This window comes from Catenulispora sp. EB89, from assembly GCF_041261445.1.
Lineage (GTDB): Bacteria > Actinomycetota > Actinomycetes > Streptomycetales > Catenulisporaceae > Catenulispora.
Genome location: NZ_JBGCCU010000040.1, coordinates 69,910 through 91,359, shown reverse-complemented (window position 1 = coordinate 91,359; position 21,450 = coordinate 69,910). Strand labels below are relative to the sequence as shown.

Genomic DNA, 21,450 nt, shown 5'->3' with positions numbered 1-21,450 from the left:
CCCGCGCGCTGATGCCCGCGCGCTGATGCCCGCGCGCTGATGCCCGCGCGCTGATGCCCGCGCGCTGATGCCCGCGCGCTGATGCCCGCGCGCTGATGCCCGCGCGCTGGTGCCCGCGCGTTCATGCGGGCGCGTTCATTCGGGCACGCTCATGTGGGCGCACCGGTACGAGTGAATTGATCCGACCGAACTGATTCGCGCGAAGTGGGGCGGCGGCGGCCGGCCTCAGTCTCCTGAGGACACCGGATCGCCGCCCGCCCACGCCTGCGCCGCCCCGTGGGCCGCCGACGGCGTGGCATCCGAACTCGTCGCGGGCTCCGGGGTGGGCTTCGAGCGCGCCGCGGCCGGGTCCTTCACCTTGGCCACCGCCCGCGCGACCACCTGCTCCGTCAGGTCCGGGTCGGTAGTGCCGAAGCCGGTGTCGGCCACGTAGAGCAGGGTGCTGCCGACCCGCACCAGCACCAGGTCCACCTGCGCCGGCAGGTCGTCCACGTCGGCGACGATGCGGATCGCCCCGCTGGCGTCGCCGGTCTGTGGGAAGGGCAACTGCGCGACCAGGAAGTCGTAGCTGCTGCCGTCCTTGTCGGTCTCCGTGAGCTTCGTGCAGCTGCGCATCGCCTCGGTGACCGAGTCCAACAGCTTCTGCGCGGCCTCGGAGGTGGCGAAGCCGGCCAGGCCGGTGGCGATGTTCGGGCCGAACTGGGAGCGGGTGAACGAGGCCTCGGCGGAGGCCAGGGCGCCGGCCGGGTGGCCCTGGCTGTTCATCAGGTCCGTCATCGGCCGGCAGTCCGGTTCGGTGGCGGACATGACGCCGTTGGCGTCGTCGGTGTCCTCGTCGGCGACGAAGCCGGCCGGCATGTCGGCCAGGGTCAGCAGCCGGGCCTGGAGCGCGGCGGCGGTCGGCGCGGGCGGCGAGGCGGGCGAGCTCGGGGCGGTCGGGGTGGCGGGGCCGGCCGGTTGCGGCGCGGCGGCAGGCTTCGCCGCGCTCTTGGAGGGTCCGCAGCCGGCCGCACCGCCGAGGGCCAGGAGCGCGGCGGCCGCCAGGGCCGCCGATCGGTCACGCGCCATACTTCATCGTCCGCCGGTCAGGGTCGCCGCCGGGGCGCCCCGCGTCGCGCGGTCACCCCTGTCGGTCACGTCTGGTCACTCTTCCGGAGCAGTGGTCACCACGACGCCCTCGGGCGTCAGGGCGACTGTGTGCTCCCAGTGTGCCGCCGGGGAGCCGTCCTTGGCCACGACCGTCCAGTCGTCGGCGAGGACCCGGGTCTTGTTCTTGCCCAGGGTCAGCATCGGCTCGATGGCGATCGCCATGCCGGTGGCCAGCACCGTGTGCTCGCCGCGGACCGGGTAGTTGAACACCATCGGGGCCATGTGCATGGCCGAGCCGATGCCGTGGCCGCCGTAGTCCCGGACGATGCCGTAGCGGCGGGGCTGGGAGCGGGTGTAGCCGTCGATCGCGGTGGAGACGTCGTTGAGCGCGACGCCCTCCTTCACCGCGTTGATGCCGGCCCACATGGCCTGCTCGGTGACCCGGGAGAGCTCGGCGAGTTCCGGGGCGACCTCGCCGACCGGGACGGTGATGGCGGCGTCGGCGTGCCAGCCCCGGGTGTTCCAGCGGCCGGTCGCGGCCTGCGCGGGGTCGGCCGGGATGATGGCGCCGCAGTCGATGGAGATCAGGTCGCCCTCGCGCAGCACGCGGGAGCCGGGGATGCCGTGCACGATCTCCTCGTTGACCGAGGCGCAGATCGAGCCGGGGAAGTCGCCGTAGCCCAGGAACGACGGGGCGGCGCCGAGCGATCGGATGGACTCCTCGGCGATCCGGTCCAGCTCACCGGTGGTGATGCCCGGCCGGACCGCCGAGCGCAGCAGCGCCAGCGTCCGCGAGACGACCTTGCCCGCCTGCTTCATGGCCTCGAACTGCTCGGAGGTCTTCAGCTCGATGAGGCCGTCGTCGTCGCCGTGGGCGTGCATGTGTGGGATTTCCTTCGGGACTGCGGGAGGGGGCCGGCCGGTGTGGCTCAGCCGCGGGCGGCGTCGACCGCCGCGAAGGCGCGCCGGGTGATGACGTCGACCTCGCCGGTGGCGTCGATCGTGGTCAGCACACCCTGCTCGCGGTAGTAGTCGATGATCGGGGCGGTCTCGGCGGCGTAGACCTCCAGGCGGGTGCGCACCACGTCCTCGGCGTCGTCCGAGCGCTGGTAGAGCTCGCCGCCGCAGATCTCGCACTTGTCGCCGGCCGCCGAGGGGCTGTAGTCGACGTGGAAGATGTGCCCGGAGTCGTTGCGGCACAGCCGGCGGCCGGAGATCCGCTTGATCACCTCGTTGTTGTCGACCTCGAGGTCGAGCACCACGTCCAGGTAGGCCTTGCCGACCGAGGGCGTGACACCGTTGTCGGCCAGGATCTTGTCCAGCTCCTCGGCCTGGGCGACGTTGCGCGGGAAGCCGTCGAGCAGGAAGCCGTCGGCCGCGTCCGGCTGCGAGAGCCGGTCGCGGACGATGTCTATCGTGAGCTCGTCCGGGACCAACTGTCCGGCGTCCAGGTACTCCTTGGCCTGCACGCCGAGCGGGGTGCCCTGCGAGATGTTCATCCGGAAGATGTCGCCCGTGCTGATCTTCGGGACACCCAGGTGGCCGGCGATGAACGAGGCCTGGGTGCCCTTGCCCGCCCCCGGCGGTCCGACGAGAACGATACGCACTAGATGAGGAACCCTTCGGCGTCAGTGGGACGGACGGCCCGGTGCCGCCCGCGTCGGGTGAGGCGCGTCGACGCCGTCGTCATCACCGCCGTCACCGCAGGAAGCCTTCGTAGTTGTGCTGCTGGAGCTGGGACTCGATCTGCTTCACCGTCTCCAGGCCGACACCCACCATGATCAGGATGGTCGTGCCGCCGAACGGGAACTTGCCGCTGGCGTGCAGCTCGGCCAGGGCGATCATCGGGATGATCGCGATCACCGACAGGTACAGGGCGCCGGGCCAGGTGACGCGGGTCGAGACGTACTGCAGGTACTCGGCGGTCGGCTTGCCGGCGCGGATGCCGGGGATGAAGCCGCCGTACTTCTTCATGTTGTCCGCGATCTCGTCGGGCACGAAGGTGATCGAGACGTAGAAGAAGGCGAAGCCGAGGATCAGCAGGAAGTACGTGATGGAGTACGTCAGCGAGTAGCCGTTGGTGGTCATCCCGAACTCGCGGTTCACCCAGTGCGCCCACCCCTTCTGGGCGTTCGGGTTCGTGAAGTTCGCGACCATCAGCGGCAGCTGCAGCAGCGACGAGGCGAAGATGACGGGGATGACACCCGCCTGGTTCACCTTCATCGGGATGTAGGTCGAGGACCCGCCGTACATGCGTCTGCCGACCATGCGCTTGGCGTACTGCACCGGGATGCGCCGCTGGCCCTGTTCGACGAAGACCACCGCGCCGACCATGATCATGCCCATCAGCAGCACGCCGAAGAACACCGGCCAGCCGTCCATGGTGGTGGAGGCCTGCTTGATGGACCACAGCGAGGACGGGAAGTTCGCGGTGATCGAGGTGAAGATCAGCAGCGACATGCCGTTGCCGATGCCGCGGTCGGTGATCAGCTCGCCGAGCCACATGATCAGCGTGGTGCCGGCGGTCAGCGTGATCACCATGACCGCCATGCCGATCCAGTCGACCTTGGTGAAGATGACGTTCGCGCCCTGGCAGCCCGGGCCCAGCAGGGCGGTCGGGTTGTTCTTCATCAGGGTGAGCATCGTGGTCGACTGCAGGATCGCCAGCCCGATGGTCAGGTACCGGGTGTACTGCGTGATCTTCGTCTGACCGGCCTGGCCCTCCTTCTTGAGGGCTTCCAGGCGCGGGATCACGACCGTCAGCAGCTGCAGGATGATCGACGCGGTGATGTAGGGCATGATGCCCAGCGCGAAGATCGACAGCTGCAGCAGCGCGCCGCCGGAGAACAGGTTGATCAGGCCCAGCGCACCGTTGCCCTGCCCGCTGGCCTTGCTGATCCCCACACACGCGCTCAGAGCCTTCGTGTCCACGCCCGGCGCCGGGATGTGGGCGCCCAGCCGGAACAGGGCCATGATGCCCAGCGTGAAGAGCAGCTTCTTGCGCAGGTCGGGCGTACGGAACGCCCGAGCGAATGCGGTGAGCATGGTCCTCCTGCGCCTTGACGCGACAGATTGTCAAAGGGTCCTGATGACCGCGCGCCGCGGGCTCTGCGCAGGTACGCGGGGCTCGGAGGGCACACGGGGTCGGGTCGGGGTGATGGCCGACCTGCGCCATCTTACGCATAGCAGGGAGGCGAAGGCGAGCGTCGGGTGGGAGGGTTCGGCGCACGGTGGCCGCGGCGTTACTGGGGGTCGGGGTGGGGTGGTTCGCGCGGGGGCGGATCGGGGCCCTGTTCGGCGGGCTTTCGGTGGCCGCGAGCGTGCGGACGAGCAACCTGTGCACGTGCCGGAAGCGGCTTGCCAGCAGGTGATGAGGCGTGGGTGGACAGGGGTGCGCCGTGAAGCGCTTGCCCGCGCTGGACTGTGTGCCGAGGGGTCGGGACGCACGGTCGGCGCCTCGGGAATCAGCTTGCCAGCGGGACGCCCAGGGGCTTGCCAGGAGCCGATCGACACGCCTGCGCGCGAGACGCCTGGCTCGACGACGATGTGCCAGGCCAATGCCGCTCACGGAGCCCGAACACCCTGCTGGTTCCTCAAATCCGGCCTCGCACCGAGATTCGGCAGCGCGCCGGCCCAGCACGCCGCACTGTCCAACCAGCAGTCCGGTGCCGCGATCCGGCCGCGCGGCGAACTTCAGCCGAGCGTTCCGGCCTCGGACTCCGCACCGCGATCCAGCCCCGCGGCGAACATCCGCCGAGCATTCCGGCCTCGGACTCCGTGCCGCGATCCGGCCGCACTTCCGGCACTGCGATCCGGCCGCGGCAACCCGAGCCGCACCTATCTATATGTGTGTTCGCTATAGGCGCACAAAAAAGCGCCGCCCCGAGCCATACGGCCCGGGGCGGCGCCTCTACTGATTCCTGCGCCTAGCGGCTCAGATCTCCTCGGCGGAGCCGCCGGCGGCAGCCAGCTTCTCCTTCGCGGAGGCGGAGAAGGCGTGCGCCTTCACCTGCAGGGCGACCGAGACGTCGCCGGTGCCGAGCACCTTGACGAGCTCGTTGTCGCGGACCGCGCCCTTGGCGACCAGGTCGTCGACCGTGACCTCGCCGCCGGCCGGGTACAGGGCCGAGAGCTTGTCCAGGTTGACGACCTGGAAGGTCACCTTGAACGGGTTCTTGAAGCCGCGACCCTTGGGCAGGCGCATGTGCAGCGGCATCTGGCCGCCCTCGAAGCGGGCCGAGACCTGGTAGCGGGCCTTGGTGCCCTTGGTACCGCGGCCGGCCGTCTTGCCCTTGCTGCCCTCGCCGCGACCCACGCGGGTCTTGGCGGTCTTCGCGCCCGGAGCCGGGCGGAGGTGGTGGACCTTCAGCGTCATGTCAGTCGACCTCCTCGACCTTGACCAGGTGGCGGACGGTGTGGACCATGCCCCGGAACTGCGGGAGGTCCTCCTTCACCACGGTGTCGTTGATCCGCTTCAGACCGAGCGACCGGAGGGTGTCCCGGTGGTTCTGCTTCGTGCCGATCTTGGAGCGGGTCTGCGTGATCTTCAAACGGGCCATGTCTCTCAGCTCCCCACACCGGCGCGGGCGCGCAGGAGGGCGGCCGGGGCCACGTCCTCCAGCGGGAGCCCGCGGCGCGCGGCGACTTCCTCGGGCCGGACCAGGCCCTTCAGGGCCGCCACGGTCGCGTGGACGATGTTGATCGGGTTGTCCGAGCCGAGCGACTTGCTCAGCACGTCGTGGACGCCCGCGCACTCCAGCACGGCGCGCACCGGACCGCCGGCGATGACGCCGGTACCGGGGGCGGCCGGCTTCAGGAGAACGACGCCGGCGGCGCGCTCGCCCTGAATCGGGTGCGGGATCGTGCCCTGGATGCGCGGAACCTTGAAGAAGTTCTTCTTGGCCTCCTCGACACCCTTGGCGATCGCGTCGCGGACTTCCTTCGCCTTGCCGTAGCCCACGCCCACGGTGCCCTCGCCGTCGCCGACGATCACCAGAGCGGTGAAGCTGAAGCGGCGGCCACCGCGCACGACCTTGGCCACGCGGTTGATGGTGACGACGCGCTCGATGTGCGCCGACTTCTCCACCGGGGCCTGGTCGCCACGACGGTCACGGCGCTCACGGCGGTTGTTGCCGCCCTCGCCGCCGCCGCCCTGGTTGTTCTGTCCACCGAAGCCGCCTCCGCGGCGCTGCGGTCCAGCCATCAGAGGCTCCTTCCGTTCGTGCTCGTGTTCCTCACAGGTCCAGCCCTGCTTCCCGGGCGCCGTCGGCCACCGCGGCCACCCGGCCGTGGTACTTGTTGCCGCCGCGGTCGAAGACGACCGTGCCGACACCCTTGGCCTTGGCCCGCTCGGCGACGAGCTTGCCCACTTCCTTGGCCTTGGCGGTCTTGTCGCCGTCGCCGGTGCGCAGGCCGGCCTCCATGGTGGAGGCGGAAGCCAGCGTCACGCGGGTGACGTCGTCCACGATCTGCGCGACCATGTGCCGCGAGGAGCGGGTGACCACCAGGCGCGGACGCAGTGCCGTGCCGGAGACCTTCTTGCGGACGCGCAGGTGGCGGCGCTTGACCGCGTTGCGCTTCTTCGCCGGACCCTTGCCGATCTTGACTGCGAAAGCCATTACTTCTTCCCAGCCTTTCCGGCCTTGCGGCGGATGACCTCGCCGGCGAACTTGATGCCCTTGCCCTTGTACGGGTCGATCTTGCGCAGCTTCTTGATGTAGGCGCAGGTCTCGCCCACCAGCTGCTTGTCGATCCCGGACACGGAGAACCTGGTCGGGCTCTCCACGGCGAAGGTGATACCGGCGGGAGCCGGGACCGGAACCGGGTGGCTGTAGCCCAGGGCGAACTCGAGGTCCGAGCCCTTGGCGGTCACGCGGTAACCGACACCGGAGATCTCCAGGTTCTTGGTGTAGCCCTGGGTCACGCCGATGATCATGTTGTTGACCAGGGTGCGCGACAGACCGTGGCGCTCCTTGGCGATCCGCTCGTCGTTGGGGCGCGAGACGACCAGGTTGCCGTCGTCGCCCTTCTCGATCGTGATCGGGTTGACGACCGTGTGCGACAGGGTGCCCTTGGGACCCTTGACGGTCACGTCCTGGCCGTTGATGGTGACGTCGACGCCGGCGGGAACCGGGATCGGCAGCCGTCCAATACGAGACATTGCTTCTCCTCCTTCCCTTACTACCAGACGTAGGCGAGGACTTCGCCGCCGACGCCCTTGCGTGCGGCCTGGCGGTCGGTCAGCAGACCGGTCGAAGTCGAGATGATGGCGACACCGAGGCCGCCGAGGACCTTCGGCAGGCCCGTGCTCTTCGCGTACACGCGCAGACCCGGCTTCGAGATGCGCTTGATGCCCGCGATGGAGCGCTCACGGTTCGGGCCGAACTTCAGCTCGATGGTGAGGGACTTGCCCACCTCCGCGTCCTCGACCTTCCAGGAGGCGATGTAGCCCTCCTGCTTGAGGATCTCGCAGATGTGGGTCTTGATCTTGCTGGACGGCATGGTCACCTGGTCGTGGTACGCCGAGTTGGCGTTCCGCAGCCGGGTGAGCATGTCCGCGATCGGGTCGGTCATGGTCATGGTTGGCCGTAGGCCTTCCTCGCCGTGGTATCCCCGCGCTGCTCACACTCTCCGATCAGAGTGCACATACGCGGGGACCTGCGGCGTGTAGTAGTTACCAGGAGCTCTTGGTCACGCCCGGCAGTTCGCCGGCGTGCGCCATCTCGCGCAGGCAAACCCGGCACAGGCCGAACTTGCGGTAGACCGAGTGCGGGCGACCGCACTTGGAGCAGCGGGTGTAGCCGCGCACCTTGAACTTCGGCTTCGCGAGAGCCTTGTTGATCAGGGCCTTCTTCGCCATGTGATCACGCCTCCTTGAACGGGAATCCGAGGAGACGCAGCAGGGCGCGACCCTCGTCGTCGTTGCGGGCGGTGGTCACGACGGTGATGTCCATGCCGCGCACGCGGTCGATCTTGTCCTGGTCGATCTCGTGGAACATCGACTGCTCGTTCAGACCGAACGTGTAGTTGCCACGACCGTCGAACTGCTTGGGCGACAGACCGCGGAAGTCACGGATACGGGGCAGGGCCACCGACACCAGCCGGTCGCAGAACTCCCACATCCGGTCGCCGCGCAGCGTGACGTGCGCGCCGATGGGCTGGCCCTCGCGCAGCTTGAACTGCGCGATGGACTTGCGGGCCCGGGTCACGGTCGGCTTCTGGCCGGTGATCGCCGCGAGGTCGCGGACGGCACCGTCCATCAGCTTGGAGTCGCGGGCGGCGTCGCCGACACCCATGTTGACGACGATCTTGGTCAGACCGGGGATCAGCATGACGTTCGGGAAGCTGAACTGCTCCTTGAGCGCCGGGGCGATCTCCGAGCGGTAACGCAGCTTCAGCCGCGGCTGCACCGTGGTCTCAGTCTCAGTCACGGTCATGTCAGATGTCCTTACCGGTGCGCTTGGCGTAGCGGACGCTGCGCGTGACGGTCTTCTTGGAACCGTCGGCGAGCGTGCGCTCCTCCTCCACGCGGCGGTAGCCCACGCGCGTGACGACCTTGACGCCCTCGTGCTCGACGACCAGCATCACGTTGGAGACGTGGACCGGGGCCTCGATGGTGATGATGCCGCCGGTCTTGCTCCCGCGGACGGACTGGCCGACCTTGGTGTGCTTCTTGACCCGGTTGACGCCCTCGACGAGGACCTTCTCGGTCTCCGGGAAGGCCTGGATGACCTTGCCCTGCAGACCCTTGTCCTTACCGGTGATGACCTGGACCAGGTCACCCTTCTTGATGTTCAGACCACCCATGGCTTACAGCACCTCCGGGGCGAGCGAGACGATGCGCATGTAGCGCTTCTCGCGCAGCTCGCGGCCCACCGGGCCGAAGATACGGGTCCCGCGCGGGTCCCCGCCGTCCTTGATCAGGACGGCCGCGTTCTCGTCGAAGCGGATGTACGAGCCGTCCGGACGCCGGCGCTCCTTGACGGTGCGCACGATGACGGCCTTGACGACGTCGCCCTTCTTGACGCCCGCGCCGGGCAGGGCGTCCTTCACGGTGGCGACGATGACGTCGCCGATTCCGGCGTAGCGGCGGCTGGAGCCACCGAGCACGCGGATGCAAAGGATTTCCTTCGCTCCGGTGTTGTCGGCGACCCGGAGCCGCGACTCCTGCTGGATCACTATCTATCTCCTTCGTCGTGCCGGTTCACAGGGGGCTGCCGCCCAGACGAGCCAGTCGGCAGCTTTCCCTGTGCCTGGCCGAACGGACTGGTTACTTGGCCTTCTCGAGAACCTCGACCAGGCGCCAGCGCTTGGTCGCCGAGAGCGGCCGGGTCTCCATGAGCAGGACGCGGTCGCCGATGCCGGCCGTGTTCTGCTCGTCGTGGGCCTTGAGCTTGGTGGTGCGGCGCACGACCTTGCGGTACTTCGGGTGCGTCTTGCGGTCCTCGACGAGAACGACGATGGTCTTCTCCATCTTGTCGCTCACGACGTAGCCCTCGCGCACCTTGCGCGCGCCACGCGCCTCGGTGTTCTCCACGGTCTCGCTCACTTCGCCTCCTGAATGCCGATGCCGAGCTCACGCTCTGTCATCAGGGTGTAGATGCGAGCGATGTCCTTCTTCACGGCGCGCATGCGGCCGTGGTTCTCAAGCTGGCCGGTGGCCTGCTGGAAGCGGAGGTTGAACAGCTCCTCCTTGCTCTCACGGAGCTTCTCCAGCAGTTCGGCGTCGCCGAGCTCGCGCAGTTCGCGCGCGGTGGTCCCGGTCGCCATCAGATGTCACCTGCCTCACGCTTGATGATCCGGCACTTGAGCGGGAGCTTGTGCGTCGCGCGAAGCAGGGCCTCGCGTGCGCGCTCCTCGTTCGGGTACGAGAGCTCGAAGAGCACTCGGCCGGGCTTGACGTTCGCGACCCACCACTCGGGCGAACCCTTGCCGGAACCCATGCGGGTCTCGGCCGGCTTCTTGGTCAGCGGACGGTCCGGGTAGATGTTGATCCACACCTTGCCACCACGGCGGATGTGCCGGTTGATGGCGATACGGGCGGACTCGATCTGCCGGTTGGTCACGTACGCCGGGGTCAGCGCCTGGATGCCGTACTCGCCGAACGCCAGGTTGTTGCCGCCCTTGGAGGCGCCGGAGCGACCGGGGTGGTGCTGCTTGCGGTGCTTGACCCGCCGAGGGATCAGCATCACGCCTCCTTGGTCTCGGTAGCGGCCGGGGCCGACGCCTCAGCGGCGGCCGGGGCCTGGGCCTGCGGGGCCTGGGACTGCTGGCCGCCGCCACCGCCGCCGTCGCGACGCGGGCCGCGGCCACCGCCGCCGCCGTCACGACGCGGGGCACGGCGGTCGCCGTCACGGCCGCCACCGCCGCGGCGGTCGCCGCCGTCACGCGGCGGGCGCCCGGCACGGGCCTCCGCGGCGTTCAGCGCGCGCTGCGCGGACAGCGACGTGACGTCGCCCTTGTAGATCCAGACCTTCACGCCGATCCGGCCGAAGGTGGTCTTGGCCTCGTAGAAGCCGTAGTCGATGTTCGCGCGGAGCGTGTGCAGGGGCACGCGGCCCTCGCGGTACTGCTCCGAGCGGCTCATCTCGGCGCCGCCCAGACGACCGGAGACCTGGACCTTGATGCCCTTGACGCCGGCCTTCATGGAGGACTGGATCGCCTTGCGCATCGCGCGGCGGAAGGCCACACGCTGCGCCAGCTGCTCCGCGATGCCCTGCGCGACCAGCTGGGCGTCGCTCTCGGGGTTGCGCACCTCGAGGATGTTCAGCTGGACCTGCTTGGCGGTCAGCTTCTCGAGCTTGCCGCGGATGCGGTCGGCCTCGGCGCCGCGGCGGCCGATGACGATGCCCGGACGCGCGGTGTGGATGTCGACGCGGACACGGTCGCGCGTGCGCTCGATCTCCACCTTGCTGATGCCCGCGCGGTCCATGCCCTCCGTCATCAGACGGCGGATCGCGACGTCTTCCTTGACGTAGTCCTTGTACAGCTTGTCGGCGTACCACCGGGACTTGAAGTCCGTGGTGATGCCGAGGCGGAACCCATGCGGGTTAACCTTCTGGCCCACTATCGGGTCCTGCCCTTCTGCGCGACGCCCGCGGTCTCCTGGACCACGATCGTGATGTGCGAGGTCCGCTTGCGGATGCGGTAGGCGCGGCCCTGAGCGCGCGGCCGGAACCGCTTCAGGGTCGGACCCTCGTCCACGTAGGCCTCGCTGATGACCAGCTGGCCGCGGAGCTGCTTGTTGTTGCGCGCGTTGGCGGCAGCCGACGCGACGCACTTGAAGACCGGCTCGGCGGCGGCGTACGGCGCGAAGCGCAGGGTGTCGAGCGCCTGCTCGACGTCCTGGCCGCGGACCATGTCCACGACCCGGCGCACCTTCATGGCGGTCATGCGGATGTTCTTCGCCTGGGCAATGGCCTCATTGCCCGCGAGGTCCTTGGCCTTGTTCTCAGCCACGGCGCGACCTCCGATCGTCCTTCACGTGACCCTTGAACGTGCGGGTCGGGGAGAACTCGCCGAGCTTGTGGCCGACCATCGCCTCGGTGATGAACACCGGGACGTGCTTGCGGCCGTCGTGCACGGCGATCGTGTGGCCCAGCATGTCCGGCACGATCATCGAGCGCCGGGACCAGGTCTTGATGACGTTCTTGGTGTTCTTCGCGTTCTGGGCGTCCACCTTCTTGATCAGGTGGCCGTCGACGAAGGGACCCTTCTTGAGACTGCGCGGCATCTAAACCTCCTCCTAGCGCTTCTTGTTGGACTTGCGACGGCGGACGATGTACTTGTCGGAGGCCTTGCCCGGCTTGCGGGTGCGGCCTTCCTTCTGACCCCACGGGGAGACCGGGTGGCGGCCACCGGAGGTCTTGCCCTCACCACCACCGTGCGGGTGGTCGATCGGGTTCATCGCGACACCGCGGACGGTCGGGCGCTTGCCCTTCCAGCGCATGCGGCCGGCCTTGCCCCAGTTGATGTTCGACTGCTCGGCGTTGCCGACCTCGCCGACGGTGGCGCGGCAGCGCATGTCGACGTTGCGGATCTCACCGGAGGGCAGGCGCAGCTGCGCGAAGCCGCCGTCCTTGGCGACGAGCTGGACGCTCGCGCCGGCGGACCGGGCCAGCTTCGCGCCGCCGCCGGGCCGGAGCTCGATCGCGTGGATCGTGGTACCGGTCGGGATGTTGCGCAGCGGCAGGTTGTTGCCGGGCTTGATGTCCGCGCCGGGACCGTTCTCGATCCGGTCGCCCTGGCTCAGGTTCTTCGGGGCCAGGATGTAGCGCTTCTCGCCGTCCGCGTAGTGCAGCAGCGCGATGCGGGCGGTGCGGTTCGGGTCGTACTCGATGTGAGCGACCTTGGCCGGCACGCCGTCCTTGTCGTGGCGGCGGAAGTCGATCAGACGGTAGGCCCGCTTGTGGCCGCCGCCCTGGTGGCGCACGGTCACGCGGCCGGTGCTGTTGCGACCGCCCTTGCTGTGGACCGGGACGACCAGCGACTTCTCCGGGGTGCTCCGGGTGATCTCGACGAAGTCGGCGACCGACGAGCCGCGACGGCCCGGGGTAGTCGGCTTGTACTTACGGATGCCCATTAGGAAACCGGCCCTCCAAACAGCTCGATGCGGCCCTTCTTGCCGTCACCGGGGTTCGGGTCCACGGTCACGATCGCGCGCTTGGTGTCCTTGCGCTTGCCCACGCCGTAACGCGTGCGCTTGCGCTTGCCCTGGCGGTTGATCGTGTTCACCGACAGGACCTTGACGTCGAAGATCTCCTCGACGGCCTCGCGGATCTGGATCTTGTTCGTGTCCGGGTGGACGACGAACGTGTACGTGTTCTGGTCCAGAAGGCTGTAGCTCTTCTCGGACACCACCGGCTTGATGATGATGTCGCGGGCCAGGACCGAGCGGTCGGCGAACTTGCTCGTCACGCCTCGCTCCCCTCAACTTCGAGGGAGCTCGCCACCGCGGTCGCGGACTTCCCCTTGGCGGGACCGGCGATGAACTGGTCGTAGGCGCCCTGGGTGAACACGACGGCGTCGTTGACGAGCACGTCGTAGGTGTTCAGCTGGCCGACGTCGATCAGGTGCACGGTCGGGACGTTGCGGAGGCTCTTGTAGGAGACCTCGTCGGTGCGCTGGAGCACGACGAGCACCTGCTTGTGCTCGGTCACGCCCTTGAGCAGCGCCACGGCGGACTTGGTGTTCGGGGTCGCACCCTCGACCAGGGCGTCCACCACGATCACGCGGCCGTCGCGGGCCCGGTCCGAGAGGGCACCGCGCAGGGCGGCGGCCTTCATCTTCTTCGGGGTGCGCTGGGCGTAGTCGCGCGGCACCGGGCCGTGGACGACGCCACCGCCGGCGAACTGCGGCGCGCGGGTCGAACCCTGGCGGGCCCGGCCGGTGCCCTTCTGGCGGTACGGCTTCTTGCCGCCGCCGGACACCTCGCCGCGGGTCTTGGTCTTGTGCGTGCCCTGACGGGCCGCCGCCAGCTGGGCCACCACGACCTGGTGGATCAGCGGGATGTTGGTCTGGACGTCGAAGATCTCGCCGGGGAGGTCGACGGAGACAACCTGCGTCATGTCAGGCTCCCTTCTTGACCGAGGTCTTGACCAGGACCAGCCCGCCGTTGGGGCCGGGGATGGCGCCCTTGACGAGGATCAGGCCCTTCTCGGCGTCCACGGCCTGGACGGTGAGGTTCTGGACGGTCACGCGCGCCGAGCCCATCCGACCGGCCATGCGCACGCCCTTGAAGACGCGACCGGGGGTCGCGCAGGCGCCGATGGAACCGGGCGAGCGGTGCTTGCGCTGCACGCCGTGGCCCGCGCCGAGGCCTCGGAAGTTGTGGCGCTTCATGACACCGGCGAAGCCGTGGCCCTTGGAGGTGCCGGAGACGTCCACGATCTGACCCTGCGTGAAGGTCTCGGCGGTGATCTCCTGGCCCAGGGAGTACTCGGCGGCGTCGGTGGTGCGGATCTCCACGGTGTAGCGGCGCGGCGTCACGCCGGCCTTCGCGAAGTGTCCGGCCTCGGGCTTGGTCACCTTGGTCGGCTTCACGGCACCGTAGGCGATCTGCACGGCCTCGTAGCCGTCGATCTCCTGCTTGCGGATCTGCGTCACGACGCACGGCCCGGCCTTGACGACGGTCACCGGGACGACCCGGTTGTTCTCGTCCCAGACCTGGGTCATGCCGAGCTTCTCGCCCAGGACGCCCTTAATCTGCTTTCCCATGTGCCGGCCGCCTAGAGCTTGATCTCGATGTCGACGCCCGCCGGCAGGTCGAGACGCATCAGCGAGTCAACCGTCTTCGGGGTCGGGTCGAGGATGTCGATGAGTCGCTTGTGCGTGCGCATCTCGAAGTGCTCGCGCGAGTCCTTGTACTTGTGCGGCGAGCGGATGACGCAGTACACGTTCTTCTCAGTCGGCAGCGGCACCGGGCCGGCGACCTGCGCACCAGTGCGGATCACGGTCTCGACGATCTTCTTCGCCGAGGAGTCGATCACCTCGTGGTCGTAGGCCTTGAGCCTGATGCGGATCTTCTGTCCCGCCATGGCTGCTTGGTTCCTTATCCTTCGTCTGTCTTGGACCTGTTGTCCGGCGTCTGCGTCGGCCGACCCCGATCGGTGCCGGGGACTGCTCGCATCAACGCGCCCGGCGATCAAGGTGGTTGTGGACCCACCCGACCACCGGGTTTGCCGCGTTCCACAGCCTGTGTGTCCCGCGAAGCCTGTCGTGCTTTGTCCCGCGTTGTCCGGTCCACGCGGTCGGGCGTGTCGCCCGGTGGAGCGTGGCGATCCCGTAGGCGCGACTCATCGCCTCGCCTGCAGAATCGGATTCCGCGAGAACGTGCTTCACCTGCACCGGAGCCCTAGCCGAAGACGGCCCGGGACCCCCGCGCACCCAAAAAGGGCGCGGACGGTCAAGCAACCTCAACAGTATGGCCCAGGCCTGGGGGTTTTGGGAAATCGAGGCGTGGGCATCCACGCTTCCTTTTTGAGATGTGATATGGAGCACGCCTCCGTGGCCCGGACCTCGGCGACCCCGCGCTGGTCACGGACCGGAATCGGGCCGGCACTGTCGACATTCGACAGCACCGGCCCGACACCTTCCCGCTCTCAAGCCGCGATCCGCGACTCCCCCGCCACCCCCGCCACGCGCACCGTCGGCGCCACGGGCCCCAGCGGGTACTCCTTGAACTCCACCGCGTTCGCCGCCCGCGCCGTCAGCCAGTTGAAGAAGCCGGCCACGATCTTGCGGGTCAGCATCTTGTAGGCCTTGTTGCGGCTGGCGATCTTCTTGGCGTCGACCGGCGCCAGGAAGCCCCCGGCGCCCTTGCCCTGCTTCTGGCCGATCTTGACCGCGGGGCGCAGGATCCGCTCGTAGGCGGCGAACGCCGCGGTGTGGTCGCCGCCGGCCGCCGCGAGTTCTCCGGCCAGGACGTGCGCTCCCATCATCGCCATGCCGGTACCGCTGCCGCCGGGTCCGGCGCACCAGGCGGCGTCGCCGAGCAGGACCACGCGGCCGGTCGACCAGCGGTCCATACGGATCTGGCTGAGGGTGTCGAAGTACAGGTCCTCGGCCTGCCACAGGCCGTTCAGCAGGGCCGGGGTCTCCCATCCGGCATCGGCATAGGTCTGGGCCACGAGCTGCTTCTGCGCCGCGACGTCGTGGCGGTCGTAGGCGAGGCCCGGGGCGTGGAAGACGAAGCCGACGCCGAGCCGTGCCGCGTCCCGAGCGCTGGCCGCCATCACGCCGCGGCCGGGAACGTTGTAGATGCGCCCCTCGTGGTCCAGGCCGAGGTCGTTCGGGGCGGTGAAGCCCGCGATCACCCAGCCGAGGTCCGCGCGGTAGCGCTCCTCGGGGCCGAAGGCCAGGCCCCGGACGCCGGAGTGCAGGCCGTCCGCGCCGACCACCAGGTCATAGCTGGCCGTCGCGCCGCTCGCGAAGGTGACCAGGACGCCGTCCGCGCGGTCGTCCAGGCCGACAATCCAGTCGCCGAACACGTAGCGCGTGTCCTGGCGCGTCGCGTCGTACAGGATGCGCGCCAGATCGCCGCGCTCGATCTCGACCTCGCCGCTGAAGAAGGCCGAGGAGAAGGCGATGACCGGCTCCCCCGCGCCGTCGACCACGACCTGGTCGCCCATCGCGGTCTCGGCGGCCTTCACCTCATCGAAGATGCCCATCGCCTTCAGCAGCTTCACCTGCTCGCCGCGGAAATCAACGGCGCCGCCGCTGTCCCGCAGGAACGTCGAGCGCTCGACCACCGTCGCCTCGAAGCCGTGGCGGTGCAGCCAGTAGGCGAGGGAGGGACCTGCGATGCCGGCGCCCGAGATGAGGACGCTGCGGACGTTCTTGGTGCTCTGGCCGTTCCGGATGCTGCTCATGGCCCTACCCCCTGGATCGACGGGTCTTGTCCCGTTGCCGTTGAGACAACTGTACAATCGTCTTGGACGATTGTACAAGACGATTGTACAAACGTGTCGATCCGTGATTCCCGCCGGCGTGCGGCATACGGTCGCGCCATGGAAGCCGCGTACACCCTCGACGACGCCCGCGCCCTGTTCCCCGACCTGGTCGAGGAGGCCCGGGTCACGCGCCACCCGGTCTACGTCACCGACGACGCCGGAGAGCCGGTCGTCGCGATCGTCGGGATCCAGTGGCTGGAGGAGTGCGAGAAGCTGATGGCCGAGAGCGGGACCTCGGCCTGATGCGGGGCGGCGCTCAGATCAGCTGGAGGCCGTAGCGGTCGGCGAAGGGCTGGTAGCGCCGCTTGTCCAGGGTGGCCAGGGGCAGCCCGTAGGACAGGCAGCCCGCGGCGATCCAGGCGGCGTTCGCCGCCGGAGTGGTGCCGGTGCGCTGGGCGGCCACCACGATGCGGCCCCAGATGCGGGCCACCGTCTCGTCGCCGGGGATCGTGCGGCCGGGATCGAGCCATTCGCAGAGTTCTTCCGTGCGGGAGTGGCCCCACAGCAGGCGTTCGGGCCAGGTCGCCAGCTCGGCGACGGCGGGGAACGGCAGGAGCACCGTGCAGCCGGCGAACGCGCCGAGGGTCCGGTCGGCCGAGAACCAGCGGGACGCCAGGTCGGCGTCGACGGCCACCAGATCCGGCCCGGGACGCTCGCCGATCGCGGCGATCACGTCCGGGGCGAGGTGCGCGCCGTTCGCGGCGGATACCTCCGGCGCCGGCCGATGGCCATTGCCATTGCCATCGCCGTTGCCAGCGCGATCGCCATCGCCATCGCCGTTGCCAGCGCGATCGCCATCGCCATCGCCGTTGCCGTTGCCGTTGCCATCGGCACCATCGCCAGCACCGTTGTCATGGCCAGCGCGATCGCCAGAGGCACTGTCACCGCCGCCGTCAGGAAGCCCATCGTCAGCGCCCTGACCGCCCGCCGCAGCCGCATCGGCCGCGAAGTACTCGCCGGCCGAATCCACGGCGGCCCATCCCCATCCCCCGTGCCGCCCGAGCACCTGGTCCACCGTCAACCACCGCGACGCCAACTCCGCGCCGGGGAACTCCCGCTCCTCAGCCGGCATGGTGCCGCCGTTCCTCGTGCAGCCACGCGAGGAACGCCTCGCGCTCGCGTTCCGAGGCGAACAGCGTCGGCCACTGGGCCAACTCCTCCAGGGTCAGGGGCCGGACGCCGGCCGTGCGCACCCTGCGGTCGAGATCGCTCCTGCGGAGCGGCTGGATCCGGGCCAGCCACGCGTCGAAGGTCTCGCCGGGCAACGGTGGATACTTCACACCTACCTCCGAAGTTCGGGGAATTACATCCAGTTAATGCCCCGGGTGCCGCTCAGGAGCGTGAGCCGCACAGGAAATTCACTCGAAAGTAGAAAGGGAAGGCCCCCGGAGCCGAAGCTCCGGGGGCCTTCCCTGTGGTGCCGCTCTGTGGCCCTAGGGCCGCAGGGTCCTTACTTCGTGATCTTCACAACGCGGCCGGCGCCGACGGTGCGGCCACCCTCACGGATGGCGAACCGCAGGCCGTCCTCCATGGCGATCGGCTGGATCAGCGCGACCGACATCTCGGTGTTGTCGCCCGGCATGACCATCTCGGTGCCCTCGGGGAGGGTCACGACGCCGGTCACGTCGGTCGTCCGGAAGTAGAACTGCGGACGGTAGTTGTTGAAGAACGGCGTGTGCCGGCCACCCTCGTCCTTGGACAGGATGTAGACGTTCGCCTCGAAGTCGGTGTGCGGGGTGGTCGTGCCCGGCTTGATCACGACCTGGCCGCGCTCGACGTCGTCGCGCTTGATGCCGCGGAGCAGCAGACCGACGTTCTCGCCGGCCTGGCCCTCGTCGAGCAGCTTGCGGAACATCTCGACACCGGTGACCGTGGTGGTCTGCTTCTCGTTGCGGATGCCGATGATGTCGACGGTCTCGTTGACCTTGACGATGCCGCGCTCGATACGACCGGTGACGACGGTGCCACGACCGGTGATCGTGAAGACGTCCTCGATCGGCATCAGGAACGGCTTGTCGATCTCGCGCTCCGGCTGCGGGATCGCGGTGTCGACGGCCTCCATCAGCTCCAGGAGCTTGGCGGTCCACTCGGCGTCGCCCTCGAGCGCCTTGAGCGCCGAGACGCGGATGACCGGCAGGTCGTCGCCCGGGAACTCGTACTCGGAGAGCAGCTCGCGCACCTCGAGCTCGACGAGCTCCAGGATCTCCTCGTCGTCCACCATGTCCGACTTGTTCAGCGCGACCACGATGTAGGGCACGCCGACCTGGCGGGCCAGGAGCACGTGCTCCTTGGTCTGCGGCATCGGGCCGTCGGTGGCGGCCACGACCAGGATGGCGCCGTCCATCTGCGCCGCACCGGTGATCATGTTCTTGATGTAGTCCGCGTGACCGGGGCAGTCGACGTGCGCGTAGTGGCGCTTGTCGGTCTGGTACTCGACGTGCGCGATCGAGATGGTGATACCGCGCTGGCGCTCTTCGGGCGCCTTGTCGATCTGGTCGAACGGGGTGTACGGGTTCAGGTCCGGGTGAGCGTCGTGCAGAACCTTGGTGATGGCCGCGGTCAGCGTCGTCTTCCCGTGGTCGATGTGACCGATGGTGCCGATGTTGACGTGCGGCTTGTTCCGCTCGAACTTCGCCTTCGCCACGATGTCCTCCTGTGGACTTTGGTGAGGTGCGCCCCGGGGATGGATTCCGCCGGCGGCGTTTCTACGGATTCTCAGGACGGCCCGGGTTGGCCGTGACCGTCCCGACGGCTTGGGCTACTCGCCGCGCGCCTTCTTGATGATCTCTTCCGCCACGTTCCGGGGAACCTCGGCGTAGGAGTCGAACTGCATGCTGTACGAGGCCCGGCCGGACGTCTTGGACCGGAGGTCCCCGACGTAGCCGAACATCTCGGACAGCGGAACCAGGGCCTTGACGACCCGGGCGCCGAACCGCTCGTCCATGGCCTGGATCTGGCCACGACGGGAGTTGAGGTCGCCGATCACGTCGCCCATGTTGTCCTCGGGCGTGGTGACCTCGACGGCCATCATCGGCTCCAGGATCGCGGGGTCGGCCTTGCGGGCCGCCTCCTTGAACGCCATGGAACCGGCGACCTTGAACGCCATCTCCGAGGAGTCGACCTCGTGGTACTTGCCGTCGAGCAGGGTGACCTTCACGCCGGTCAGCGGGTAGCCGGCGAGCACGCCGAACTCCATCGCGTCCTGGCAGCCGGCGTCGACCGAGGGGATGTACTCCTTCGGGATGCGCCCGCCGCTCACGGCGTTGACGAACTCGTAGCCCTCGGCACCCGGCTCGCCGTCGGCCAGCGGCTCGACGGTGATGATGACGGACGCGTACTGGCCCGAGCCACCGGTCTGCTTCTTGTGGGTGTACTCGATCTTCTCCGCCTTGCGGCGGAGCGTCTCGCGGTACGCCACCTGCGGCTTGCCGACGTTCGCCTCGACCTTGAACTCGCGGCGCATGCGGTCCACCAGGATCTCCAGGTGGAGCTCGCCCATGCCGGAGATGACGGTCTGGCCGGTCTCCTCGTCGGTGCGAACCTGGAAGGACGGGTCCTCCTCGGCCAGGCGCTGGATCGCGACGCCCAGCTTCTCCTGGTCGGACTTCGTCTTCGGCTCGATGGCGACGTGGATCACCGGGGCCGGGAACGTCATCGACTCCAGGATGATCGGGTTCGCCTGGTCCGACAGCGTCTCACCGGTGGTGGTGTCCTTCAGACCCATCACGGCGATGATGTCGCCGGCGCCCACCGAGTCGATCTCCTCACGCTTGTTCGCGTGCATGCGGTAGATCTTGCCGATGCGCTCCTTGCGCCCCTTCACGGAGTTCAGGTAGGTGCCACCGGACTCCAGGACGCCGGAGTAGACGCGCACGAACGTGAGCTTGCCCAGGTGCGGGTCGCTCATGATCTTGAACGCCAGGGCCGACATCGGCTCGTCGTTGGACGGCTTGCGGTGCAGGACCGTCTCCTCGTCGCCGACCTTGTGGCCGTCGATGGCGTCCACGTCCAGCGGCGAGGGCAGGTAGCGGACGATCGCGTCGAGCAGGGGCTGCACGCCCTTGTTCTTGAACGCGGTCCCGCAGAACACCGGGTTCAGCGCGGAGGCGAGGGTGGCGCGGCGGATGGCCGCGTACAGCTGCTCCGTGGCGGGCTCCTTGCCCTCCAGGTACAGCTCCATCATCTCGTCGTCGGCCTCGGCGATGGTCTCCAGCAGACGCCCGCGCCACTCGTCGGCGGCCTCGGTGTGCGTCTCCGGGATGTCGATCTCGTCGTAGGCCTCGCCCAGCTTGGTCTCGGCGCTCCAGACCAGGGCCTTCATCTTCACCAGGTCGATGACGCCCTTGAAGTCGCCCTCGGCGCCGATCGGCAGCTGCATGACCAGCGGCGTGGCGTTCAGGCGGGTGACGATCATGTCGACGCAGCGGTGGAACTCCGCGCCGGTGCGGTCCAGCTTGTTGACGAAGCAGATACGCGGGACGCCGTACCGGTCGGCCTGTCGCCAGACCGTCTCGGACTGCGGCTCCACGCCGGCGACACCGTCGAACACCGCGACCGCGCCGTCGAGCACGCGCAGGGAGCGCTCCACCTCGACGGTGAAGTCCACGTGCCCGGGCGTGTCGATGATGTTGATCGTGTTGTCGACGTCGTCCACCGTCCAGTGACAGGTGACAGCAGCGGACGTGATCGTGATGCCACGCTCCTGCTCCTGCTCCATCCAGTCGGTGGTGGCAGCGCCGTCGTGGACCTCGCCGATCTTGTAGCTCATCCCGGTGTAGTACAGGATGCGCTCGGTCGTCGTGGTCTTGCCCGCGTCGATGTGGGCCATGATCCCGATGTTGCGGACCTTGGCCAGGTCAACGGCGTTGGGGGCCATTTCGCTCAGCTACTTTCTGCGGTCTCGGCTACCGGG

Annotated in this window: 31 protein-coding genes; 1 reads left to right on the top strand and 30 read right to left on the bottom strand. The window is 68.6% G+C overall.

All coding sequences use genetic code 11. From position 1 onward, the window contains the following. Window positions 1–225: 225 nt before the first annotated feature. The 26 genes from ABH920_RS46940 to ABH920_RS46815 all read right to left on the bottom strand — a co-directional run bounded on the left by ABH920_RS46940 (window position 226) and on the right by ABH920_RS46815 (window position 16,457). Window positions 226–1,068, bottom strand: a complete 843-nt coding sequence (locus ABH920_RS46940) for a sensor domain-containing protein (RefSeq protein WP_370355855.1) — start codon at window positions 1,066–1,068, stop codon at window positions 226–228. A 75-nt stretch (window positions 1,069–1,143) separates the two neighbouring features. Continuing rightward, on the bottom strand, window positions 1,144–1,971 hold the full coding sequence (map, locus tag ABH920_RS46935; RefSeq protein ID WP_370355854.1) for a type I methionyl aminopeptidase: 828 nt from the start codon (window positions 1,969–1,971) through the stop codon (window positions 1,144–1,146). A 47-nt stretch (window positions 1,972–2,018) separates the two neighbouring features. After that, the gene (locus ABH920_RS46930) at window positions 2,019–2,696 is read right to left on the bottom strand and encodes an adenylate kinase (protein WP_370355853.1); all 678 of its coding nucleotides are present in this window, start codon (window positions 2,694–2,696) and stop codon (window positions 2,019–2,021) included. A 91-nt stretch (window positions 2,697–2,787) separates the two neighbouring features. Beyond that, complete coding sequence (gene secY / locus ABH920_RS46925) at window positions 2,788–4,134, bottom strand: preprotein translocase subunit SecY (RefSeq protein WP_370355852.1); 1,347 nt, start codon at window positions 4,132–4,134, stop codon at window positions 2,788–2,790. An 889-nt stretch (window positions 4,135–5,023) separates the two neighbouring features. Beyond that, a complete protein-coding gene (rplO, locus tag ABH920_RS46920) occupies window positions 5,024–5,464 on the bottom strand; it encodes a 50S ribosomal protein L15 (RefSeq protein ID WP_370355851.1) in 441 nt (146 codons plus the stop codon). 1 nt (window position 5,465) lies between these two features. Beyond that, window positions 5,466–5,648 (bottom strand): 50S ribosomal protein L30, encoded by a 183-nt coding sequence (rpmD, locus tag ABH920_RS46915; RefSeq protein WP_012785176.1) that lies wholly within the window; start codon window positions 5,646–5,648, stop codon window positions 5,466–5,468. Window positions 5,649–5,653: 5 nt separating this feature from the next. Further along, window positions 5,654–6,292: a 30S ribosomal protein S5 gene (gene rpsE / locus ABH920_RS46910; protein ID WP_194914731.1), complete on the bottom strand. Its 639-nt coding sequence runs from the start codon at window positions 6,290–6,292 to the stop codon at window positions 5,654–5,656. A 31-nt stretch (window positions 6,293–6,323) separates the two neighbouring features. Beyond that, window positions 6,324–6,707 (bottom strand): 50S ribosomal protein L18, encoded by a 384-nt coding sequence (gene rplR, locus ABH920_RS46905; RefSeq protein ID WP_370355850.1) that lies wholly within the window; start codon window positions 6,705–6,707, stop codon window positions 6,324–6,326. Continuing rightward, window positions 6,707–7,249: a 50S ribosomal protein L6 gene (rplF, locus tag ABH920_RS46900; protein ID WP_370355849.1), complete on the bottom strand. Its 543-nt coding sequence runs from the start codon at window positions 7,247–7,249 to the stop codon at window positions 6,707–6,709. Before rplF ends, rplR begins: the two co-directional genes overlap by 1 nt. A gap of 20 nt (window positions 7,250–7,269) precedes the next feature. Beyond that, window positions 7,270–7,668 carry a 30S ribosomal protein S8 gene (rpsH, locus tag ABH920_RS46895; RefSeq protein WP_012785172.1) on the bottom strand — a complete coding sequence of 133 codons (399 nt, stop codon included), beginning with the start codon at window positions 7,666–7,668 and terminating at the stop codon, window positions 7,270–7,272. Window positions 7,669–7,762: 94 nt separating this feature from the next. Beyond that, window positions 7,763–7,948: a type Z 30S ribosomal protein S14 gene (locus ABH920_RS46890; protein WP_012785171.1), complete on the bottom strand. Its 186-nt coding sequence runs from the start codon at window positions 7,946–7,948 to the stop codon at window positions 7,763–7,765. Between the two features lie 4 nt (window positions 7,949–7,952). Beyond that, complete coding sequence (rplE, locus tag ABH920_RS46885; protein ID WP_370355848.1) at window positions 7,953–8,525, bottom strand: 50S ribosomal protein L5; 573 nt, start codon at window positions 8,523–8,525, stop codon at window positions 7,953–7,955. Between the two features lies 1 nt (window position 8,526). Further along, on the bottom strand, window positions 8,527–8,886 hold the full coding sequence (gene rplX / locus ABH920_RS46880; RefSeq protein WP_370355860.1) for a 50S ribosomal protein L24: 360 nt from the start codon (window positions 8,884–8,886) through the stop codon (window positions 8,527–8,529). A gap of 12 nt (window positions 8,887–8,898) precedes the next feature. Beyond that, window positions 8,899–9,267, bottom strand: coding sequence for a 50S ribosomal protein L14 (rplN, locus tag ABH920_RS46875; protein WP_012785168.1), 369 nt, complete (start codon window positions 9,265–9,267; stop codon window positions 8,899–8,901). Between the two features lie 91 nt (window positions 9,268–9,358). Then, window positions 9,359–9,637, bottom strand: a complete 279-nt coding sequence (gene rpsQ / locus ABH920_RS46870; protein WP_370355847.1) for a 30S ribosomal protein S17 — start codon at window positions 9,635–9,637, stop codon at window positions 9,359–9,361. Then, window positions 9,634–9,858 carry a 50S ribosomal protein L29 gene (rpmC, locus tag ABH920_RS46865; RefSeq protein ID WP_370355846.1) on the bottom strand — a complete coding sequence of 75 codons (225 nt, stop codon included), beginning with the start codon at window positions 9,856–9,858 and terminating at the stop codon, window positions 9,634–9,636. Before rpmC ends, rpsQ begins: the two co-directional genes overlap by 4 nt. Then, on the bottom strand, window positions 9,858–10,277 hold the full coding sequence (gene rplP / locus ABH920_RS46860) for a 50S ribosomal protein L16 (protein WP_012785165.1): 420 nt from the start codon (window positions 10,275–10,277) through the stop codon (window positions 9,858–9,860). The genes rpmC and rplP overlap by 1 nt, the downstream gene beginning before the upstream one ends. Then, a complete protein-coding gene (gene rpsC / locus ABH920_RS46855) occupies window positions 10,277–11,155 on the bottom strand; it encodes a 30S ribosomal protein S3 (protein WP_370355845.1) in 879 nt (292 codons plus the stop codon). Before rpsC ends, rplP begins: the two co-directional genes overlap by 1 nt. Continuing rightward, window positions 11,155–11,547: a 50S ribosomal protein L22 gene (gene rplV / locus ABH920_RS46850; protein WP_370355844.1), complete on the bottom strand. Its 393-nt coding sequence runs from the start codon at window positions 11,545–11,547 to the stop codon at window positions 11,155–11,157. Before rplV ends, rpsC begins: the two co-directional genes overlap by 1 nt. Further along, window positions 11,540–11,821 (bottom strand): 30S ribosomal protein S19, encoded by a 282-nt coding sequence (rpsS, locus tag ABH920_RS46845; protein WP_212010674.1) that lies wholly within the window; start codon window positions 11,819–11,821, stop codon window positions 11,540–11,542. The genes rplV and rpsS overlap by 8 nt, the downstream gene beginning before the upstream one ends. Before the next feature lie 12 nt (window positions 11,822–11,833). Next, window positions 11,834–12,670: a 50S ribosomal protein L2 gene (gene rplB, locus ABH920_RS46840; protein ID WP_370355843.1), complete on the bottom strand. Its 837-nt coding sequence runs from the start codon at window positions 12,668–12,670 to the stop codon at window positions 11,834–11,836. Further along, a complete protein-coding gene (gene rplW, locus ABH920_RS46835) occupies window positions 12,670–13,005 on the bottom strand; it encodes a 50S ribosomal protein L23 (RefSeq protein ID WP_370355842.1) in 336 nt (111 codons plus the stop codon). The genes rplB and rplW overlap by 1 nt, the downstream gene beginning before the upstream one ends. Then, a complete protein-coding gene (rplD, locus tag ABH920_RS46830) occupies window positions 13,002–13,655 on the bottom strand; it encodes a 50S ribosomal protein L4 (RefSeq protein WP_370355841.1) in 654 nt (217 codons plus the stop codon). Before rplD ends, rplW begins: the two co-directional genes overlap by 4 nt. Before the next feature lies 1 nt (window position 13,656). Further along, on the bottom strand, window positions 13,657–14,304 hold the full coding sequence (gene rplC / locus ABH920_RS46825) for a 50S ribosomal protein L3 (RefSeq protein ID WP_194914696.1): 648 nt from the start codon (window positions 14,302–14,304) through the stop codon (window positions 13,657–13,659). An 11-nt stretch (window positions 14,305–14,315) separates the two neighbouring features. Then, window positions 14,316–14,624: a 30S ribosomal protein S10 gene (gene rpsJ / locus ABH920_RS46820; RefSeq protein ID WP_012785157.1), complete on the bottom strand. Its 309-nt coding sequence runs from the start codon at window positions 14,622–14,624 to the stop codon at window positions 14,316–14,318. A 564-nt stretch (window positions 14,625–15,188) separates the two neighbouring features. Continuing rightward, entirely contained in the window at window positions 15,189–16,457 is a 1,269-nt protein-coding gene (locus ABH920_RS46815; RefSeq protein ID WP_370355840.1) for an FAD-dependent monooxygenase, read from the bottom strand. 138 nt (window positions 16,458–16,595) lie between these two features. Between ABH920_RS46815 and ABH920_RS46810 the strand changes: the two genes are divergently transcribed. Then, window positions 16,596–16,781, top strand: a complete 186-nt coding sequence (locus ABH920_RS46810; protein ID WP_194914692.1) for a type II toxin-antitoxin system prevent-host-death family antitoxin — start codon at window positions 16,596–16,598, stop codon at window positions 16,779–16,781. Between the two features lie 13 nt (window positions 16,782–16,794). On the opposite strand, the gene ABH920_RS46805 is transcribed toward ABH920_RS46810, so the two are convergent. The 4 genes from ABH920_RS46805 to fusA all read right to left on the bottom strand — a co-directional run bounded on the left by ABH920_RS46805 (window position 16,795) and on the right by fusA (window position 21,414). Next, the gene (locus ABH920_RS46805; RefSeq protein WP_370355838.1) at window positions 16,795–17,610 is read right to left on the bottom strand and encodes a hypothetical protein; all 816 of its coding nucleotides are present in this window, start codon (window positions 17,608–17,610) and stop codon (window positions 16,795–16,797) included. Next, the gene (locus tag ABH920_RS46800; protein ID WP_370355837.1) at window positions 17,600–17,818 is read right to left on the bottom strand and encodes a hypothetical protein; all 219 of its coding nucleotides are present in this window, start codon (window positions 17,816–17,818) and stop codon (window positions 17,600–17,602) included. The genes ABH920_RS46805 and ABH920_RS46800 overlap by 11 nt, the downstream gene beginning before the upstream one ends. A gap of 170 nt (window positions 17,819–17,988) precedes the next feature. After that, window positions 17,989–19,182, bottom strand: coding sequence for an elongation factor Tu (gene tuf / locus ABH920_RS46795; RefSeq protein ID WP_370355836.1), 1,194 nt, complete (start codon window positions 19,180–19,182; stop codon window positions 17,989–17,991). A 114-nt stretch (window positions 19,183–19,296) separates the two neighbouring features. Continuing rightward, window positions 19,297–21,414 carry an elongation factor G gene (gene fusA, locus ABH920_RS46790; RefSeq protein ID WP_370355835.1) on the bottom strand — a complete coding sequence of 706 codons (2,118 nt, stop codon included), beginning with the start codon at window positions 21,412–21,414 and terminating at the stop codon, window positions 19,297–19,299. Window positions 21,415–21,450: the final 36 nt, after the last annotated feature.

Coding starts and splice junctions, on each gene's coding strand:
- rplE (WP_370355848.1), bottom strand. CDS start 8,525: ATGACCGTGACTGAGACTGAGACCACGGTGCAGCCGCGGCTGAAGCTG.
- rpsS (WP_212010674.1), bottom strand. CDS start 11,821: ATGCCGCGCAGTCTCAAGAAGGGTCCCTTCGTCGACGGCCACCTGATC.
- rplF (WP_370355849.1), bottom strand. CDS start 7,249: ATGTCTCGTATTGGACGGCTGCCGATCCCGGTTCCCGCCGGCGTCGAC.
- ABH920_RS46810 (WP_194914692.1), top strand. CDS start 16,596: ATGGAAGCCGCGTACACCCTCGACGACGCCCGCGCCCTGTTCCCCGAC.
- rplD (WP_370355841.1), bottom strand. CDS start 13,655: ATGACGCAGGTTGTCTCCGTCGACCTCCCCGGCGAGATCTTCGACGTC.
- rpsE (WP_194914731.1), bottom strand. CDS start 6,292: ATGGCTGGACCGCAGCGCCGCGGAGGCGGCTTCGGTGGACAGAACAAC.
- rpmD (WP_012785176.1), bottom strand. CDS start 5,648: ATGGCCCGTTTGAAGATCACGCAGACCCGCTCCAAGATCGGCACGAAG.
- rpmC (WP_370355846.1), bottom strand. CDS start 9,858: ATGGCGACCGGGACCACCGCGCGCGAACTGCGCGAGCTCGGCGACGCC.
- rplB (WP_370355843.1), bottom strand. CDS start 12,670: ATGGGCATCCGTAAGTACAAGCCGACTACCCCGGGCCGTCGCGGCTCG.
- map (WP_370355854.1), bottom strand. CDS start 1,971: ATGCACGCCCACGGCGACGACGACGGCCTCATCGAGCTGAAGACCTCC.
- ABH920_RS46805 (WP_370355838.1), bottom strand. CDS start 17,610: ATGCCGGCTGAGGAGCGGGAGTTCCCCGGCGCGGAGTTGGCGTCGCGG.
- rpsH (WP_012785172.1), bottom strand. CDS start 7,668: ATGACCATGACCGACCCGATCGCGGACATGCTCACCCGGCTGCGGAAC.
- secY (WP_370355852.1), bottom strand. CDS start 4,134: ATGCTCACCGCATTCGCTCGGGCGTTCCGTACGCCCGACCTGCGCAAG.
- rplO (WP_370355851.1), bottom strand. CDS start 5,464: ATGACGCTGAAGGTCCACCACCTCCGCCCGGCTCCGGGCGCGAAGACC.
- rplR (WP_370355850.1), bottom strand. CDS start 6,707: ATGGCTTTCGCAGTCAAGATCGGCAAGGGTCCGGCGAAGAAGCGCAAC.
- ABH920_RS46815 (WP_370355840.1), bottom strand. CDS start 16,457: ATGAGCAGCATCCGGAACGGCCAGAGCACCAAGAACGTCCGCAGCGTC.
- rpsJ (WP_012785157.1), bottom strand. CDS start 14,624: ATGGCGGGACAGAAGATCCGCATCAGGCTCAAGGCCTACGACCACGAG.
- rplC (WP_194914696.1), bottom strand. CDS start 14,304: ATGGGAAAGCAGATTAAGGGCGTCCTGGGCGAGAAGCTCGGCATGACC.
- ABH920_RS46890 (WP_012785171.1), bottom strand. CDS start 7,948: ATGGCGAAGAAGGCCCTGATCAACAAGGCTCTCGCGAAGCCGAAGTTC.
- rplP (WP_012785165.1), bottom strand. CDS start 10,277: ATGCTGATCCCTCGGCGGGTCAAGCACCGCAAGCAGCACCACCCCGGT.
- ABH920_RS46940 (WP_370355855.1), bottom strand. CDS start 1,068: ATGGCGCGTGACCGATCGGCGGCCCTGGCGGCCGCCGCGCTCCTGGCC.
- fusA (WP_370355835.1), bottom strand. CDS start 21,414: ATGGCCCCCAACGCCGTTGACCTGGCCAAGGTCCGCAACATCGGGATC.